Origin of the sequence: Pseudomonas sp. C 49-2, assembly GCF_003970195.1 — a bacterium.
Taxonomy (GTDB): domain Bacteria; phylum Pseudomonadota; class Gammaproteobacteria; order Pseudomonadales; family Pseudomonadaceae; genus Aquipseudomonas; species Aquipseudomonas canadensis.
This window is the reverse complement of the sequence record NZ_RXYG01000002.1, coordinates 13,436-30,240: the sequence shown is the minus strand read 5'-3', so window position 1 is coordinate 30,240 and position 16,805 is coordinate 13,436. Positions and strand designations below refer to the sequence as shown.

The window sequence follows — 16,805 nt, the reverse complement described above, 5'->3', positions numbered from 1 at the left end:
CTCGATCACGGAGTTTGTGGTGCCGCTTGGGCACCGCGAATCACTTCAACGCCACGGCGTACGCCAGGCCCAGTGGTGCTGGCTTGGACCACGCGTTTGGGCGGGCCGGTCAAGGCCAATTGGGTGAATTGGTAGAGGTTGCGGTTGGCGCTTTCCAGTCTCTCTGATGCGTCGCTTTCGCCAGCCCAGTAGCGACTGAGCAGTTGTTCCTCGGCGCTACGTACCGCCAGGCGCAACACGCCGGCTTGCGCCGCGAGCATCAGTCGGCTTAGCAGTGGCTCCGGCACGGCCAGCACCACGGTGCGTGCGCCGTATCGACGTTGGGCGGCTTGGGCGCGTTCTTCAGGCGTGACCGGGGGTGGCACAGCGGGTTTGCCATCGTTGGCCAGGCCCAACTGGTCACCGACGCTGAGCAGGCGCATGGCCGGAAGGACGATCTGCGCCGACTGCTCGACGTTACCGACATCCTGGCGCAGGAACAGCAGCACATCCACGTAATCGCCTGGCGTCAGTTGGCCCCCAGCGCCGCTCACCTCATCCACGGCCACGGCCAGGGCGCGCTCATTCGGGCGAATCATGCGGGCGAGCGGGCCGCCGCCGCTGAAGCTTTCTTCGGTGAGCCAAGTGCCTGCGCCCAAGGTCCGCAGGGGGATGCGGCCGATGGCTTGATCGAGCTGGGTCAGGCTGCCGGCGGGCGCGGTGCGCAGTTTTTCCAGGATCAGGTCGGCGTCGGTCAGTGGCACAAAAGCGGGCACGTCATGCGCCAGCACCACCACCGGTTGGCGGGTCTGGTCTTCCACCGCAGCGACAGTGTTATCAACGGAAACGACAGGTACGGCGGGGACTGCGACAGGCTCCGGAGCGCGGCTCAAAACAAGCCCCCAGTACCCGGCGATCAAGGCCCCGATCAGCAACAAGCCGGCCAGGACCATGCTGATGCGACTGTTCATGACGGCTCTCCCTTTCCCGTTGCACTGCACACCCGATTAATTCGAATGGGTTAATCCGCAACCTGGCTGTGATGAACATCTAACGATTTGGCTATTTGAAGGTAGCTCAGCTAGGACGAAATGCCATTACCCTAGAGAAAAATTATGTGAGCTTATAAACGCTGCCTTTATACGGCGCGTTTATGGGGGGTTGACGTTACGACTAATACTTTATGATTAATTCGTTATTACAGTTGTGAGGCTGGGGTTTGTTGACAATGCTCTAATGGCACGCCGCGATTATCTGGTACTAGAGCCGTTCCGGCTTCCAGTGGCGTTTTAGGGAGAAGTCTTATGTTCCTTGACCTGGTGTTGAAGCTGTATGTCCAAACCCAACTATTCTTCAGTCGCAAAGAAGGAGCCTCAGGCATCGAATACGCCATTGTCGTAGCGTTGGTAGCGCTCGTTATAGTGGGTGCCGGGACGGAGCTTGGAACTAAGGTAAAAACCATTTTCACCAATATGACCACTAATATGCCGACCGGAACATGATTTAGTTGTGGTGGCCGTTATGATGATCCCCTCTTGAAGGTGATGCCATGAGCGCGTCTTCACGCCAGCAAATTCTATTGGTGGACGATGAAGAGGACGCCTTGATCGAACTCGCCGAATCCCTCGAAAACGAGGGATTTGTCTGTTTTACCGCCACCTCCGTCACCTTCGCCCTGCAAGAATTGACACTTCACCCCGACATCGCCTTGGTCATCACCGATCTGCGCATGCCCGAGGAAAGCGGTATCTCCTTGATCAAGCGCCTGCGCGAACACACCTCACGCTTACACCTGCCGGTGATTGTGATGTCGGGCCATGCCGAAATGGACGATGTGAGCGACATGCTGCGTTTGCAAGTGCTGGACCTGTTTCGCAAGCCGATCTATCTGGTGCGGTTGATTGATACGTTGAACAATCTGTTTCCCCTTCCGAAGCCCAGGCTGTAGGCGCCAGGCCGGCGCCTACAGGCAGGGTCAGAGCTGATAACTGAAGCTCAACGTATACCGGGGCCGTCGGTTGAAGCTGTCCAGCGCGATATCCGACATCGGCTTGGCCGCTTCCAGTGCGATGTTGTAGTACTTGTTGTCCCCAAAACGCAGCCCGACTGCAGCCGATGACAGGTCGTTGCTCTTGACGGGCAGATCGTTGAACCAGGTCTTGGCGCGGTCGAACACGATGTAGGGCTGCAGAATCCTCACCCAGTCGCCGGCGCGGTTGTAGCTGTAGTTGACCTCATACGCCAGCCCCCAGCCCTTGTCACCGGAACCCTGGTCGTCAGGGTAGCCACGACCGAAGTTCTGCCCACCGAACGTGGCGCGTTCGCTGTCCGGCAGGGTGTCATTGCTCCAGTAAAAGGCTCCCGACAGGACGCCTTGCCAGTTATCGAAGAACTTGTCGCTTTGTACGCCGGACAGGCGCAGGCGGAAGAAGTCCAGGTCGGGCTTGAGCCCTTCGAAATCACTGTGGGTCCTGGCGCCCATGCCGTTGATGCCCTGGTACAGACCGGCGCTGAGGATACGCAGTTGGCGGGTGTCGGACTTGCGCCAGTCACCCTCCAAGGCCAGGGCGCGCAGGTTGGTTTCAACGTCGAAACGCTGGGGGTAGCCCAAGAGTTTGTAGCCTGTGGTTTGGTCCACTGCGTAGAGGCGCGTGCCGAGGGTCAGCGATTCATTCGGTGAGGCTATCAGCTGGTGGCTGAGGCCGATGGAATAGCGATCGATGGACTGGTGCGGCTTGAGCTCGAAGCCGCCGTCCAGTTGCACGTTGGTTTTGGGGTCGGCGCGGTAGCGTTCGGCGGCGAGCGCCAGCTGGGTGCCTTCGGCATTGATGAACTGGCTGTAGCCCACACGGTAGTAGTGCTCTTTATCTTCGCCAGGCGGGAACAGCCCGCTGACGTTGAGTTGCTCGCCCATTGAGGTCTGGGAGTTGCTGGTGCCGGTAAGCAGGGCCTGCAGGCCTCCGCGGCTGTCATCGGTCATGCTCATGCTACTGGTGAAGGGCTTGCGGCTGGCAGTGATCTGCATGTGTGTGCCACCGTCGGTGGTTCCCGGCGCGGGTACTTGCGCTTGCAGTGTGACGCCTGGGATACGGCCCATGAGCGTGGTATAGCGCTCGAAGGTCTTGCGGGTCAGCGGGCGTTCGGCCAGGAGTTTATTGGCCAGTTTGTCGACGTAAGCCGAGACCGAGCCGATATCGCCAGTTTGCTGGTAGTCCTTGATATACCCTTCCACCAGAATCACGCGCACCAGGCCATTTTCGAAGCTCTGTTGGGGCAGGAATGCGTAGGACAGCAGGTAGCCGTCCTGCTGGTAGCGACGGGTAACCCCACGGGTGGCTTCGATCAGTTGCGCCAGGTTGGTCTCATGACCAAACAACGGTTCGTAGGCCTTGGCGGTCTCGTCGAGCGGGTAGATGGTGCCACCCTCGATCTGCAGCTTGCGAATCGTGACCTTGGTGTCCATCAACAGCGGCTGGCCCTGAGTAGGTGGTGTTTCGGGCACCTGGGTCTGTGGCGTGGCCGGTCGATAGGCGTCGGCGGGAAGGTTGGGCACTGGCAGGTTGCGGATGGTGTCGTTGCTGTTGAGGAAGCTGGGAAGGGTCTCGGCTTGGGCGTAGGCACTGAGAGTAAGCAATAACAACGGCGTCAACACGCGCATAGGACACTCCATGGTCAACTGCAGCAGCGTTTCGGGCCCGCCCGGTTCTGGGACTCGGTTCGGGTGGGGCATGTTCCAGGCCCCATAAAAAAGACGAGAGACTTATTGGGTCTCTCGTCTCAACCAAGCGTAGGCGCTGTAGGGGAGGCCGTCTAATCGGCCAGGTGCAATTCTATTTTTTGCCGGTCAGGCCGTTCAATAAACCGCCCAGGCCGCTGCCGGTATTTGTATTCGCACTGCCACCCGCCGAGGTGTTGGCGCCTACGTTCAGTCCGCCAAGCAGACCGCCGCTGGTGCCGGTACCGCCTGTGACCAACCCACCGACCGAGCCTACGGTACTGCCAACCGCACTGACGGTGCCGCCGAGGGCATTGGTGATCGGGTTGGCGTTGGCCGCCGTCAGGTTGGCACCGATACCGCTGACGGCGCCACCGACTTGAGTCACCAGGCCATTGACCGGAGCGCCGATGCCCGTGGTGTTTCCGATGTTTTGCGTCAGGCTGGCGACACCGGAGGTCACTGGGTTAAGGGCCGCGCCGACGTTGGTCGCCAAGCCGGCAACGGGCGACGTCGCTGCAGTATTGGCGACGCCATTGCCGCCAATGATTGTGCCGAGGGAAGCGACAGTGCCACCCAATGCTCCACCGGTCACGCCTGCCGCGCTCACGGCGCCATTGGTGTTGCCGGCATTCAGGCCATTACCGACGTTGGCTACCAGGCCACCCACCAACTCAGGCAGGCCGGGTTTCGAAGCGCCGCCCGCTTGGGCGACATAGCCACCGGACTTGTCGAGCACGCCACCGACGCCGGTCAATGCACCGCCGACGATATTGGTCACCGGGTTGCCGGTGCCCCCTGCGCTGGCAACCTGACCACCCAGGCCGGTCACAGTGGAGCCGACTTTATCCAGCAGGCCATTGACCGGGTTGCCAAGGCCGGTGGCCTTGCCGAGGTTGCCCGTGGTGTTTTCCACCAGCGAGACCACAGGCACCAACACTTTACCGCCGACCGTGTTAGTGAGAGAACCCAGCGGCCCGGTGGTGCTGGCAGTGCTCAAGGTATCGCCGAGCATGGTGACGGTCTGGCCCACCTTATCGACCACGCCGCCGGCAGCACCGCCGACGCCGCCGGTTAAACCACCCACCACCGGAATGCCGCCCAGTGTGGTCGACAGGGATTTGCCGGTCGTCGAAAGACCGTCGCCCAGGTCGGCAACGCCGTTACCGACCCCCGCCACGGTAATGCCGAGGGAGTTGCTGTTGGTACCCAGAGAGCCCAGTCCGGCAGTGACGCCAGTGCCAATGCTGGTGACGGCGTTGCCGGTAGCAGTGACGAGACCGCCAGCCGTAGTGCCAACGATGGGAACGTTGTTCAAGGTGTCGCCGAGGTCGCCGACCGCAGCGCCCACGTTACCGACAGTACCGCCCAGAGTGCCGGCAATCTGGCCAGTCACCAGGGGAGTGGTTGTCGAACCCGTGCCACCACCTGTTCCGCCGCCGGTGCCACCGCCGGTGCCGCCGCCTGTGCCGCCGCCTGTGCCGCCACCTGTGCCGCCACCGGTACCGCCGCCTGTGCCGCCACCTGTGCCGCCACCGGTACCGCCGCCTGTGCCGCCACCTGTGCCGCCACCGGTACCGCCGCCTGTGCCGCCACCTGTGCCGCCGCCTGTGCCGCCACCTGTGCCGCCACCGGTACCGCCACCTGTTCCTGCACCCGCATCGGGTGAGGACGATGCCACGCTGGATTTGTGCCCACCACCACCGCTGCTGCAGCCGCCGAGTGCCAGTGCTACGGCCAGGGCCAGCGCGGTACTTGCTTTCCAAAACACGACTTGAGTTTTCATGATTGAGTTCCTTGCACCTGTACAACCTTGGTTGTCTTCAAACACTCGCTACTTCTCGGGGTAGCAATGTGTTTGTCCGTATGGCTATAACAGCCCGGGCGGTGCGTTCGCTCAATGCTCTACTTGGTATTAACGATTTATATACGGCACGGGTGTACCGGTTAAGTAACTAATACCAAGGGTATAAGGCAAGGATGTATCAAGATGTATATGTGTTTTGAATCAATGACTTGAATAAAAAAGCGGACGTAAAAAAGTCCGCTATTACTTAGGGTATATATATACAATTAATCGGTTTCTTTCAGGCGATCGGCCACCACTTGCCCACCATATGTTCAATATCGCCCGCGCCTTTTAACCACAACTCACCGCTGGAGCCGGCGGCGCTGGTCAACAACGTCACTTCACCGGGCAGGCGCACGGGTTTTTTGAACTCGACGCTGATCTCGATATTGGCGGCGGGCAGGTGTTCGCCGAGGGCGGCAAGGGTGTGCGCCTTGTTCCACAGCCCGTGGGCGATGGCCTGGGGAAAACCGAACAGCTTGGCGGTGAGGGCGCTGAGGTGGATCGGGTTGTAGTCGCCGGAGACCCGCGCATAACGGCGGCCGATATCGGCGGGGGCTTTCCAGCGGGTCAGTTCGCTGACCTGAGTGGGGGAAGGCTGGGCGTCATCCTCGGGTTCACCTTCGAGCTTTACGCCCCGGCAAAGCATGCGGCTTTCGGCTTCCCACAGCAGGCCGAGGGAGTCCTCGACGGTGGTGATCAGATCAAAGGTCGCGCCCTTGGGATGGGGCTTGAGGTTCTGCGTGTGGACAGCGATGGACAACTCGCTTACACCCCCGAGCGGGCGATGGATACGGATGCGGTTACTCAGGTGAATCAACCCCAGCAACGGGAAGGGAAAACTATTGTCGGTGAGCAACTGCATCTGCAACCCGAACGCCAGGATATGCGGATAAGTCGCCGGCAGGATCGGGCTGTCGGCAAAACCGCAGACCTTGCGGTACGCCGCTACTTGCTCGAAGTTGATGCTCACCCGACAGCGCAACCCCTGCTCGGGCAACGTGTTGCCGGTGATCTTGCGCTTGAGCGCGGCGCGCCAATACAACGGCGGCAGGAATGGCGTAGTGCCTAGCGTCTTCCATTGCATGTTTATGCTCCCAAGAGGCTTTGCCCACACACCCGCAGCACTTGGCCGCTAACGGCCCCGGAGCCCGGTTGGCCGAGCCAGGCTACCGCTTCGGCGACGTCCTGCGGCAGGCCGCCCTGGCCCAGCGAACTCATGCGTCGTCCGGCCTCACGCAAGGCAAACGGAATATGCGCAGTCATCTGGGTTTCGATAAAGCCGGGCGCCACGGCGTTGATACTGATGCCGCGCTCCTGGAGCAGCGGCGCCCAGGCCTGCGCAAGGCCGATCAATCCAGCTTTGCTTGCGGCGTAGTTGGTCTGCCCACGGTTGCCGGCGATGCCGCTGATCGACGCCAGCAACACCACGCGGGCGTTGTCATGCAGGGTGCCGCTGTCGAGCAGCGCCTTGGTCAGTACCTGCGGCGCATTGAGGTTGACCGCCAGCACCGCGTCCCAGTATTCCGGGGTCATGTTGGCCAGGGTCTTGTCGCGAGTGATCCCGGCGTTGTGTACCAGAATGTCGAGGCCATCAGGCAGCTGTTCGACCAATTGGCTGGCGGCATCTGCAGCGCAGATATCCAGTGCGACAGTGCGTGCCCCCAGGCGCGCGGCCAGGGCTTCGAGGTCGGCCTTGGCCTGGGGCACGTCCAGCAAAATCACCTCGGCGCCGTCGCGGGCCAGGGTTTCGGCGATGGAGGCACCGATGCCTCGGGCTGCGCCAGTGACCAGCGCTTTGCGCCCGGCCAGGGGCCGCGTCCAGTCCTCGACGGGTGTGGCGCAAGCGTCCAGGCGAATGACTTGCCCCGAGATATACGCGCTTTTGGGCGAGAGGAAGAAGCGCAGCGCGCCTTCCAGTTGGTCTTCGGCACCATCGGCCACATAAAGCAATTGCAGCACGCCGCCATTGCGCAGTTCCTTGGCCAGCGAGCGGCTGAAGCCTTCCAGGGCGCGCTGGGCACTGGCGGCGAAGGGGTCGCTGAGGCTTTCCGGCGCGCGGCCGAGGATCACCAGGTGGGCGCTGTTATCCAGGTTTTTCAGCAGCGGCTGGAAGAATTCGCGCAGTTGCTTGAGTTGATCAGTGTGCTGCAAGTGGCTGGCGTCGAACACCACGGCCTTGAGCTTGGGACCGTGACCGGGAATCCACGTCGACGTCTGCGCGCCGTAGGTATAAATCGCGTCGGTGAGCTTGTGGGCAAACGCCTGCACGTTGCTCGTCAGCGCGCCGCCGCCCAGCAGCAAAGCACCTTCCACTGGACGCAGGCGCCCGGCTTGCCAGCGTTCCAGGCGTACCGGTGACGGCAGGCCAATGGCGGCGACCAGGCGATGGCCGAGGCTTGAGTTGGCGAAGTCGATATAACGGTCAGACATGGAACGCTCTCCGAAGGCTGGGGTTCAAAGGGTTGACCACCCCGGGGCGGCAGTCGTTCGATTGAGCCTAGGCTAGGCTGAATGATTCCACCCACAACCTTCAGGGAGCTTTCCATGACTCAATTGCGCCGTGTGGCGATCATCGGCGGTAACCGCATTCCTTTCGCTCGCTCTAATGGCCCTTACGCCACGGCGAGTAACCAGGCCATGCTGACCGCCGCCCTAGAAGGCCTGATCGAACGCTACAACCTGCACGGCCTGCGCATGGGTGAGATGGCCGCTGGCGCAGTACTCAAGCATTCGCGCGACTTCAACCTCACCCGCGAATGCGTGCTGGGCTCGCGCCTGTCGCCGCAAACGCCAGCCTATGACATCCAGCAGGCGTGCGGCACCGGTCTGGAAGCGGCGTTGCTGGTGGCCGACAAGATCGCCTTGGGTCAGATTGAATGCGGGATTGCTGGCGGGGTGGACACCACCTCCGACGCTCCGATCGGGGTGAATGAAGGCCTGCGCAAGATCCTGCTGCAGGCCAACCGCAGCAAATCCGTGGCGGATAAATTAAAAGTCCTGTTACAACTTCGTCCTCATCACCTCAAGCCGGAACTGCCGCGCAATGGCGAACCACGTACGGGTTTGTCCATGGGGCAACACTGCGAATTGATGGCGCAGGCCTGGCAAATTCCCCGCGCCGAGCAGGACCAGCTGGCGCTGGAAAGCCACCGGAAAATGGCCGCCGCCTATGCCGAAGGCTGGCATAACGATTTGCTCACCCCGTTTCTGGGCCTGACCCGCGACAACAACCTGCGGCCAGACCTGACTCTGGAAAAACTCGCGACCCTCAAGCCCGCTTTCGAGCGCAGCGAAAAGGGCACGCTCACCGCCGGCAACTCCACGCCGCTCACCGATGGCGCCTCGCTGGTGCTCTTGGGCAGTGAAGCCTGGGCTAAAGAGCGCGGTTTGCCGATCCTCGCGTACTTGCGCGATGGCGAAGCGGCGGCGGTGGATTTCGTCAACGGCGCCGAAGGCCTGCTGATGGCGCCGGTGTATGCGGTGCCGCGCTTGCTGGCGAGGAATGGTCTGACGCTGCAGGACTTCGATTACTACGAGATCCACGAAGCCTTCGCTGCCCAAGTGTTGTGCACGCTCAAGGCCTGGGAAGACGCGGACTACTGCAAGACACGCCTGGGGCTCGACGCACCCTTGGGCGCCATCGACCGTAGCCGGCTCAATGTGAAAGGCAGCTCCCTGGCCGCCGGGCACCCGTTTGCCGCCACGGGTGGGCGTATCGTCGCCAATCTGGCCAAGTTGCTGGATGCGGCGGGCAAAGGCCGCGGGCTGATATCCATCTGTGCGGCGGGCGGGCAAGGGGTTACAGCGATCATAGAGCGCTGAAACTGGCCTATTGGTTGCATTCTTAAGTGATCAACGGTCGGTAGCCCCTCCCACCGACGCGCTGATTGCCGTATAACGAGTGCCATACGCGTATTTGGTAATAAAGGACCCACAATAAAAGCTGATGAAGACTCCTAAACGCATTGAACCCCTGATCGAAGACGGTCTGGTCGACGAAGTGCTGCGCCCACTCATGAGTGGTAAAGAAGCAGCTGTTTATGTGGTGCGCTGCGGCAACGAATTGCGTTGCGCCAAGGTTTACAAGGAGGCGAACAAACGAAGTTTTCGTCAGGCATCCGAATACCAGGAGGGCCGTAAGGTCCGTAACAGCCGGCAGGCCCGGGCCATGGCCAAGGGCTCCAAGTTCGGCAAGAAAGAAACCGAAGATGCCTGGCAGAACGCCGAAGTGGCGGCGTTGTTCCGCCTGGCCGGTGCGGGCGTTCGCGTGCCCCAGCCGTTCGACTTCCTCGAAGGCGTGCTGCTGATGGAACTGGTGGCCGACGAGTATGGCGATGCAGCACCGCGTCTGAACGACGTCACGCTGGAACCGGACCAGGCGCGCGAATACCACGCCTTCCTGATTTCCCAGATCGTGCTGATGCTGTGTACCGGCCTGGTGCACGGTGACCTGTCCGAGTTCAACGTGCTGCTCACGCCGACCGGTCCGGTGATCATCGACCTGCCCCAGGCGGTGGATGCGGCGGGCAACAACCACGCCTTCAGCATGCTGGAGCGGGACGTAGGCAACATGGCCTCCTACTTTGGGCGCTTTGCTCCGGAGTTGAAGAAGACCAAGTACGCCAAGGAGATGTGGGCGCTTTACGAAGCCGGCACCCTGCACCCGGCCAGTGTATTGACCGGCGAGTTCGACGAGCCGGAAGAGCTGGCGGATGTCGGCGGTGTGATCCGCGAGATCGAAGCGGCGCGGCTCGATGAAGAGCGTCGCCAGGCGATCCGCGCGGCGGATGATGCGCCGCCGAGCAAGGTGCCGGACGAGCCACCGCCACCACCGTGGATGCAATGACCCGCTGACAACACAATCCCTTGTAGGAGCCGGCAAGCCGGCTCCTACAAGGGATTGTCAGCAACAGCTACCGGACGCCAATTCCTTGAGGATTGGGCAATCCGGCCGATGATCGCCTTGGCAGTGCTCTACCAGGTCCTGCAAGGTATCGCGCAGCTGTCCCAGCTCAAGAATCTTCTGGTTCAGCTCATCGATATGCTGGCGTGCCAACGCCTTTACATCGGCGCTGGCCCGCTGCCGGTCCTGCCACAGGGTCAACAGCTTGCCGACCTCATCCAATGAAAACCCCAGATCCCTCGAGCGTTTGATAAACGCCAGGGTGTGCAAGTCATCCTGGCCGTACACGCGATAGCCACTGTCGGTGCGATGCGCGGCTTTGAGCAGGCCGATGGATTCGTAGTAGCGAATCATCTTGGCACTCAACCCGCTCTGGCGTGCGGCTTGGCCGATGTTCATGGGCGCTGATCCTCCAGGTTCTTGGGCTTCCACGTCTTCAACAGTAACGCATTACTCACCACGCTGACGCTGGACAAGGCCATCGCCGCGCCGGCCAGTACCGGGTTGAGCAGGCCAAAGGCGGCCAGGGGAATGCCGATCAAGTTATACACAAAGGCCCAAAACAGGTTCTGGCGGATCTTGGCGTAGGTCTTTCGGCTGATCTCCAGTGCCGCAGGTACCAGGCGCGGGTCGCCGCGCATCAGGGTGATACCGGCGGCGTGCATGGCCACGTCGGTGCCGCCACCCATGGCGATGCCGATATCGGCGGCGGCCAGGGCCGGGGCGTCGTTGATGCCGTCGCCGACCATTGCGACAACCCCGGTTTTTTTCAGCTCGGCGACGGTGGCGGCTTTGTCGGCAGGCAGTACTTGCGCGTACACATCGTCGATGCCCAATGCCTCGGCCACCACGCGGGCACTGCCGCGATTGTCACCCGTGAGCAAGTGGCTGCTGATGTGCTGGGCCTTGAGTTGCTCCACCGCTTCCAGCGCACCGGGTTTGAGCGTGTCGCCAAAGGCGAACAGCCCAAGCACTCGGGGTTGTGCGCCTTGCTCGATCAGCCAGGACAAGGTGCGGCCTTCTGCCTCCCAAGCCTTGGCGGAGTCGGCCAGATGGCCCGCGTTCAAGCCGGTTTCTTCCAGCAGGCGATGATTGCCCAGAGCCAGTTGCAGACCGTCCAGCGTGCCGGCGATGCCACGCCCGGTCAGGGATTGGCTGGCGGTCACGTCCGCCACTGTCAGACCTTGTTCCTTGCAGGCGTCCAGCACGGCCTTTGCCAACGGGTGCTCACTGCCACGTTGCAACGCTCCGGCTTGTTGCAGCAGCAAGGTTTCGTTGCCATACACGGCTGCCAAGTGCGCAATCTTCGGCGCGCCGGAGGTGAGGGTGCCGGTCTTGTCGAAGACCACCGCGCTTACTTCATGAGCGCGTTCCAGGGCTTCGGCATCCTTGATCAGAATACCGTGGCGCGCGGCAACACCCGTGCCGGCCATGATCGCAGTTGGCGTGGCCAGGCCCAGGGCGCAAGGGCAGGCGATCACCAAGACCGCGACGGCATTGATGATTGCGGTTTCCAGGGGCGCGCCATACAGCCACCAACCCACCACAGTCACCAACGCCAGCACCAGCACGGCCGGGACGAAGACCTGGCTGACTTTATCCACCAGTTTCTGGATCGGAGCCTTGGCGGCCTGGGCGTCTTCCACCAGGCGGATGATTCGCGCCAGTACGCTTTCGGCGCCGAGGGCCAGGGTGCGCACCAGCAGCCGGCCTTCGCCGTTGATGGCGCCGCCGGTAACCTTATCGCCGGGTTGTTTTGGCACGGGCAGGCTTTCGCCACTGATCAGGGCTTCGTCCGCATGGCTCTGCCCCTCGACCACTTCACCGTCCACCGGGAAACGTTCGCCGGGTTTTACCAGCACCAGATCATTGAGTTTCAGGGCATTGATGGCGACATCTTCTTCACGGCCCTCAATCATCCGAATCGCCCGCTCCGGACGCAAGGCTTCCAGGGCGCGGATAGCGCTGGCGGTCTGGCGCTTGGCGCGGCTCTCCAAATATTTACCGAGCAGCACCAGAGCGATCACCACCGCCGAGGCTTCGAAGTACAGGTGCGGTGCCATGCCAGGATGCGCGGTGAGCCATTCATAAATACTCAAGCCATAACCGGCGCTAGTGCCGATCGCCACCAGCAGGTCCATATTGCCAGCACCGGCACGCACGGCTTTCCAGGCGGCGACATAAAAGCGTGCGCCAAAGATGAACTGCACGGGGGTGGCCAGGGCGAACTGCGCCCAGGCGGGCAGCATCCAGTGCAGGCCGAACGGCTCCACCAGCATCGGCAGCACCAATGGCAATGCCAGCAGGATCGCCAGCACCAGCGACCAACGTTCGCGGTGCAGGCGCTGGGCTTGGCCCGCGTCGGTGGCTGTTTCGCTCTGGGGCAACGTGGCGGTGTAGCCGGCCTTGTCGACAGCGGCGATCAACACGCCGGGGTCCATCTGGCCGAGCACTTCGATATGGGCGCGTTCATTGGCCAGGTTGACGCTGACGCTTTGCACACCCGGCACCTTGCCCAGCGCCCGCTCGACCCGGCCGGCACAGCTGGCGCAGGTCATGCCGCTGATCGGCAGGTCAAAGGTGGTGGATCCATTCATGGGGCAGTCCTCCAAGAGAAGTTGCCCTTAGGATCAACCTTGACCTGTGGGGAAGGTCAAGCGCCTTTAATATTCCAATTTGGCAGCTTTCAGGTACATCCCATTCGGGCCCTGGGCAATGCGCAGTTTGCGCACGTCACCGACTTTGAGCGTGATGTTCTGCGCCGGCGGCGCCAACATCCCCGGCAGGCAGCCAGGGGATTGGCCCGGCAGCAGCTTCAGGCGCAACGACAGATTGCCCGCCGGCAAGTTGAACGATGTGGCCTGTTCCTGGAACAGCCTACCCGCGAGTTGGTCATTCAGGTACAGGCCGATTTCGCAGTTGGTCGGCACTTCCAGGCGTTCCCGGGAAATGATCAGCACCGCATAGTCTTCTGCGGCGAAGGCTTGGGGCGCAGCGGCCGACAAGCTCATCAGGCCAGCAAGGGCAAAAAACGACCAGCGCATGGCGAATGCTCCGTGGTGTGAATCAAAGATGGGTGAAGCTTGGCCTTTGAAGCGGCCAAATACCAGCCCGGCAGAAATTTCCGGAACTTGACCTTGCCATCGTGGCAAGGTCGAGACTGGGTCCAACCTCATCAAAGGAGTCATGTCATGCAAGTATTCAGCGTTGAAGGAATGACCTGCGGCCATTGCGTTCGAGCGGTGACCCAGGCAGTGCAGAACCAGGATTCGGCGGCCAGTGTGACGGTCGACTTGGCCGCGAAGGAAGTGGGCGTCGAAAGCCGCTTGTCTGCCGAACAGGTGATCGAGGCGATCACCGAAGAGGGCTACAGCGCCAAGCTTGCCTGATACAGGTAAATAGTTAGCGAGCTATCGTGTTCAATGCACCCAAGCGCGGCTAGACTATCGGGCTGCCGTCTCACTTGGGTGCCCGATGAACCTCCGCATAATCCTGATTCTGGGTGCCTTGAGCGCCTTCGCGCCCTTGGCGATCGATTTTTACCTGCCCGGCTTCCCGGCCATGGCCAAGGCCTTCGCGACCGACGAAAAACACATCCAACTGACGCTGGCGGTGTATTTCGGTGGCCTGGCCATCGGCCAATTGATCTATGGCCCACTGGCTGACCGCTTTGGCCGACGCGGCCCGCTGCTAAGTGGGGTCACGCTGTTTACCCTGGCTTCATTTGCCTGCGCCTTTGCGCCTTCCCTGGAATGGCTGATCGGCGCGCGTTTTGTGCAGGCCCTTGGTGGCTGCGCTGGCATGGTGATCTCCCGCGCAGTGGTCAGTGACAAATGCGACGCGGTCGGCTCAGCCAAAGTGTTTTCCCAGTTGATGCTGGTCACCGGCCTGGCGCCGATCCTTGCACCGCTGGCCGGTGGACTGATGGTGGGAATATGGGGCTGGCAGTCGATTTTCCTCGCCTTGTCGATCTTCAGCGTGATGGCGGCCATCGCCGTGGCCGTCGGGCTGCCGGAAACCTTCCCGGCCCATCAGCCGCGCCAGCCGTTGTCCGGGTCGCTGCGTCGTTATGCTGCGCTGCTGTCGGACCGGGTCTACCTCGGCTATGCCCTCACCGGTGGTATCTCGATTGCCGGGATGTTTGCCTACATCGCCGGTTCACCTTTCGTCTTCATCCAGCTCTACGGCGTGCCTGCCGAGCATTACGGCTGGCTGTTCGGCTCCAACGCTGCGGGCTTTATCCTGGTGGCGCAGGTCAACGCGCGGTTGCTGTCCAAGCGTGGCCCGGCGTTCCTGTTGTCGCGCAGTGTGTGGGTCTATCTGCTGGCCGCGTTGAGCTTGCTGGGTATCGCGGCGCTGCGCACCGATGCGTTGTGGCCATTACTGGTGCCGCTGTTTATTTGCATCGCCAGCCTGGGCTGCATTTTGCCGAATACGTCGGCCTGTGCCATGAGCGGGCAGGGTGCACGGGCCGGTAGCGCTTCGGCGTTGCTCGGTTGCATTCAGTTTGGCGTGGCGGCGGGGGCGGCGTCGTTGGTCGGAGTTTTGCACGACGGCACGGCGATGCCGATGGCGATGGTCATCAGCTTGTGCGGTGTGTTGGCGGTGACGATCGCAATGTCGACCCAGCGCCTGCAACGCAAACGGGCCTTGCAGGCGCAGGTCTGAACAGCGGATCAGCCAGCGGCGGAGCGTTGCTGGCTGCTTGGAAAACGGTGGGGCGCCTGGATACGGGCTTGCAGGGTGTCGGCAAAGGCACGGGCCTCTGCCTCGGTGCGGAAGGTGAAGGCGTCCTGGTCGAGACGGACTTGCCATTTATTGCCTGCGGATTTTGCTAACGCTTTTATCAGGATTTTCATTGCTGACTTCCTCACGTAAAAGAATCGTGGCAAAGGCGGCCAATATAAACCCGAATACGCTCAGAGATATGACAAAGGTCAACTGTCTGACTAGCGGTGTCGTCCATTACTTACATGAATAATGGACGACTCTGACAGCTGTTTTTTCAGAAGCCTTCCAGCACGATCTTGCCCTTGGCCTTGCCGCTTTCCAGCAGTGCATGGGCACGGCGCAGGTTCGCCGCATTGATCACACCGAAGTGCTCACCCACCGTGGTTTTCAAGGTGCCGGCGTCGATCAGTTCGGCTACGCGATTGAGCAGGTTGTGCTGTTCGATCATGTCCGGGGTCTCGAACATCGAACGCGTGTACATGAACTCCCAATGCAGCGACAGGCTCTTGCGCTTGAGTTTGCTGACGTCCAGCGCCTTGGGATCGTCAATCAGCGCCAGCTTGCCTTGAGGTTGTAAGGCCTCCACCAACTGGTCCAAGTGATGATCGGTCTGGGTCAGGCTGGCGACGTGGGTCACTTGCGGATGGCCAGCGGCTTTCAGCGCTTCGCTCAGCGGTTGGCTGTGGTCGATCACCAAGTCGGCGCCGAGGGCCTTGGTCCACTCCTGGGTTTGCGGACGCGAAGCAGTGCCGATCACTTTCAAGGCGGTGAGCTGGCTGGCCAGTTGGGTCAGGATCGACCCCACGCCACCGGCAGCGCCGACGATCAGCAGGCTCTGGCCTAGGTCTTGTGTCCCTTCCTGCACTTGCAGGCGTTCGAACAGCAATTCCCAGGCGGTGATGGCGGTCAGCGGCAACGCGGCGGCTTCGGCAAAACCCAGGCTTTTCGGCATATGCCCGACGATGCGCTCATCCACGGTGTGCAATTCGCTGTTGCCGCCTGGACGCACCAGGGAGCCGGCGTAGAACACCTTGTCGCCGGCCTTGAACAGCGTCACGTCGCTGCCGACGGCCTTGACCACACCGGCCACATCCCAGCCCAGTACCTTGGCGGCGCCATTTTCCGGAGCGACGTTCTGGCGAACCTTGGTGTCCACCGGGTTGACCGAGATGGCTTTTACGTCCACCAGCAAGTCACGCGGGCCGGCGACAGGCGCAGGCAGTTCGATGTCTTGCAGGGCGTTTGGATCGTTGATCGGCAGTGAGGCGTAGTAAGCAATGGCTTTCATGATGGCTCCAGAAAAGGGGGGATCAGGCGAGAAATTTCAGGCGCTTGAGCTCGAAGTGTTCGAGCACATCAGCGGCCTTGGCGCGAAAGCTCTGGATATGTGCGCTCTGGTCGTGGTCGGCCAGCGCCGCGTCGTCGCTCCAGCGTTCGAGCATGTAGAAAGTTTCGGGGTGTTGCAGATCCTGGTGCAGGTCGTACTGCTCGCAACCGGCTTCCAGGCGAGTGGGTTCCAACAGGCCGCGCAGCAAGGTTTCCAGGGTGGCCTGTTGGCCGGGTTTGGCGATCAGCGTGGCGATGACGTTAAAGGCGGTGGTCATATTCAACTCCAGACACGTAAT

17 protein-coding genes are annotated in these 16,805 nt (G+C 61.5%); 6 read left to right on the top strand and 11 right to left on the bottom strand.

The genetic code is table 11. From position 1 onward, the window contains the following. Positions 1 to 5: 5 nt before the first annotated feature. Positions 6 to 950 (bottom strand): Flp pilus assembly protein CpaB, encoded by a 945-nt coding sequence (gene cpaB, locus EJ576_RS03740; RefSeq protein ID WP_123474006.1) that lies wholly within the window; start codon positions 948 to 950, stop codon positions 6 to 8. Positions 951 to 1,283: 333 nt separating this feature from the next. Between cpaB and EJ576_RS03735 the strand changes: the two genes are divergently transcribed. Further along, positions 1,284 to 1,481 (top strand): Flp family type IVb pilin, encoded by a 198-nt coding sequence (locus tag EJ576_RS03735; protein ID WP_126569592.1) that lies wholly within the window; start codon positions 1,284 to 1,286, stop codon positions 1,479 to 1,481. Between the two features lie 47 nt (positions 1,482 to 1,528). Continuing rightward, positions 1,529 to 1,927: a response regulator gene (locus EJ576_RS03730; protein WP_126569591.1), complete on the top strand. Its 399-nt coding sequence runs from the start codon at positions 1,529 to 1,531 to the stop codon at positions 1,925 to 1,927. Positions 1,928 to 1,954: 27 nt separating this feature from the next. On the opposite strand, the gene EJ576_RS03725 is transcribed toward EJ576_RS03730, so the two are convergent. The 4 genes from EJ576_RS03725 to EJ576_RS03705 all read right to left on the bottom strand — a co-directional run bounded on the left by EJ576_RS03725 (position 1,955) and on the right by EJ576_RS03705 (position 7,976). Then, a complete protein-coding gene (locus tag EJ576_RS03725; RefSeq protein WP_126569590.1) occupies positions 1,955 to 3,637 on the bottom strand; it encodes a ShlB/FhaC/HecB family hemolysin secretion/activation protein in 1,683 nt (560 codons plus the stop codon). A gap of 172 nt (positions 3,638 to 3,809) precedes the next feature. After that, complete coding sequence (locus EJ576_RS03720) at positions 3,810 to 5,480, bottom strand: collagen-like triple helix repeat-containing protein (protein WP_178083523.1); 1,671 nt, start codon at positions 5,478 to 5,480, stop codon at positions 3,810 to 3,812. A gap of 301 nt (positions 5,481 to 5,781) precedes the next feature. Further along, positions 5,782 to 6,630 (bottom strand): MaoC family dehydratase, encoded by an 849-nt coding sequence (locus EJ576_RS03710; RefSeq protein WP_122730702.1) that lies wholly within the window; start codon positions 6,628 to 6,630, stop codon positions 5,782 to 5,784. Positions 6,631 to 6,632: 2 nt separating this feature from the next. Continuing rightward, positions 6,633 to 7,976, bottom strand: coding sequence for a 3-oxoacyl-ACP reductase (locus tag EJ576_RS03705; RefSeq protein WP_126569589.1), 1,344 nt, complete (start codon positions 7,974 to 7,976; stop codon positions 6,633 to 6,635). Positions 7,977 to 8,090: 114 nt separating this feature from the next. On the opposite strand from EJ576_RS03705, the gene EJ576_RS03700 reads away from it, so the two are divergent. Both EJ576_RS03700 and EJ576_RS03695 read left to right on the top strand, forming a co-directional pair. Further along, positions 8,091 to 9,368 (top strand): acetyl-CoA C-acetyltransferase, encoded by a 1,278-nt coding sequence (locus EJ576_RS03700; RefSeq protein WP_126569588.1) that lies wholly within the window; start codon positions 8,091 to 8,093, stop codon positions 9,366 to 9,368. Between the two features lie 124 nt (positions 9,369 to 9,492). Further along, complete coding sequence (locus EJ576_RS03695) at positions 9,493 to 10,392, top strand: PA4780 family RIO1-like protein kinase (protein ID WP_016977033.1); 900 nt, start codon at positions 9,493 to 9,495, stop codon at positions 10,390 to 10,392. 57 nt (positions 10,393 to 10,449) lie between these two features. Here the strand turns inward: EJ576_RS03695 and cueR are convergent, their stop codons facing one another. From cueR to EJ576_RS03680, 3 genes are all read right to left on the bottom strand, one after another. After that, positions 10,450 to 10,848: a Cu(I)-responsive transcriptional regulator gene (cueR, locus tag EJ576_RS03690; RefSeq protein ID WP_122730708.1), complete on the bottom strand. Its 399-nt coding sequence runs from the start codon at positions 10,846 to 10,848 to the stop codon at positions 10,450 to 10,452. Beyond that, on the bottom strand, positions 10,845 to 13,046 hold the full coding sequence (locus EJ576_RS03685; protein WP_126569587.1) for a cation-translocating P-type ATPase: 2,202 nt from the start codon (positions 13,044 to 13,046) through the stop codon (positions 10,845 to 10,847). Before EJ576_RS03685 ends, cueR begins: the two co-directional genes overlap by 4 nt. 66 nt (positions 13,047 to 13,112) lie before the next feature. Next, positions 13,113 to 13,493, bottom strand: a complete 381-nt coding sequence (locus EJ576_RS03680; protein WP_123474001.1) for a hypothetical protein — start codon at positions 13,491 to 13,493, stop codon at positions 13,113 to 13,115. Between the two features lie 147 nt (positions 13,494 to 13,640). On the opposite strand from EJ576_RS03680, the gene EJ576_RS03675 reads away from it, so the two are divergent. Both EJ576_RS03675 and EJ576_RS03670 read left to right on the top strand, forming a co-directional pair. Next, a complete protein-coding gene (locus EJ576_RS03675; RefSeq protein ID WP_122730714.1) occupies positions 13,641 to 13,838 on the top strand; it encodes a heavy-metal-associated domain-containing protein in 198 nt (65 codons plus the stop codon). Between the two features lie 85 nt (positions 13,839 to 13,923). Then, a complete protein-coding gene (locus EJ576_RS03670) occupies positions 13,924 to 15,117 on the top strand; it encodes a multidrug effflux MFS transporter (protein ID WP_028615610.1) in 1,194 nt (397 codons plus the stop codon). An 8-nt stretch (positions 15,118 to 15,125) separates the two neighbouring features. Here EJ576_RS03670 and EJ576_RS03665 read toward each other — a convergent pair whose 3' ends face one another. The 3 genes from EJ576_RS03665 to EJ576_RS03655 form a co-directional block, all read right to left on the bottom strand. Further along, complete coding sequence (locus tag EJ576_RS03665) at positions 15,126 to 15,308, bottom strand: hypothetical protein (RefSeq protein WP_016977039.1); 183 nt, start codon at positions 15,306 to 15,308, stop codon at positions 15,126 to 15,128. A 146-nt stretch (positions 15,309 to 15,454) separates the two neighbouring features. Continuing rightward, positions 15,455 to 16,468, bottom strand: a complete 1,014-nt coding sequence (locus tag EJ576_RS03660; protein WP_028615611.1) for a zinc-binding alcohol dehydrogenase family protein — start codon at positions 16,466 to 16,468, stop codon at positions 15,455 to 15,457. Positions 16,469 to 16,490: 22 nt separating this feature from the next. Further along, complete coding sequence (locus EJ576_RS03655) at positions 16,491 to 16,784, bottom strand: putative quinol monooxygenase (protein WP_028615612.1); 294 nt, start codon at positions 16,782 to 16,784, stop codon at positions 16,491 to 16,493. Between the last annotated feature and the right edge of the window lie 21 nt (positions 16,785 to 16,805).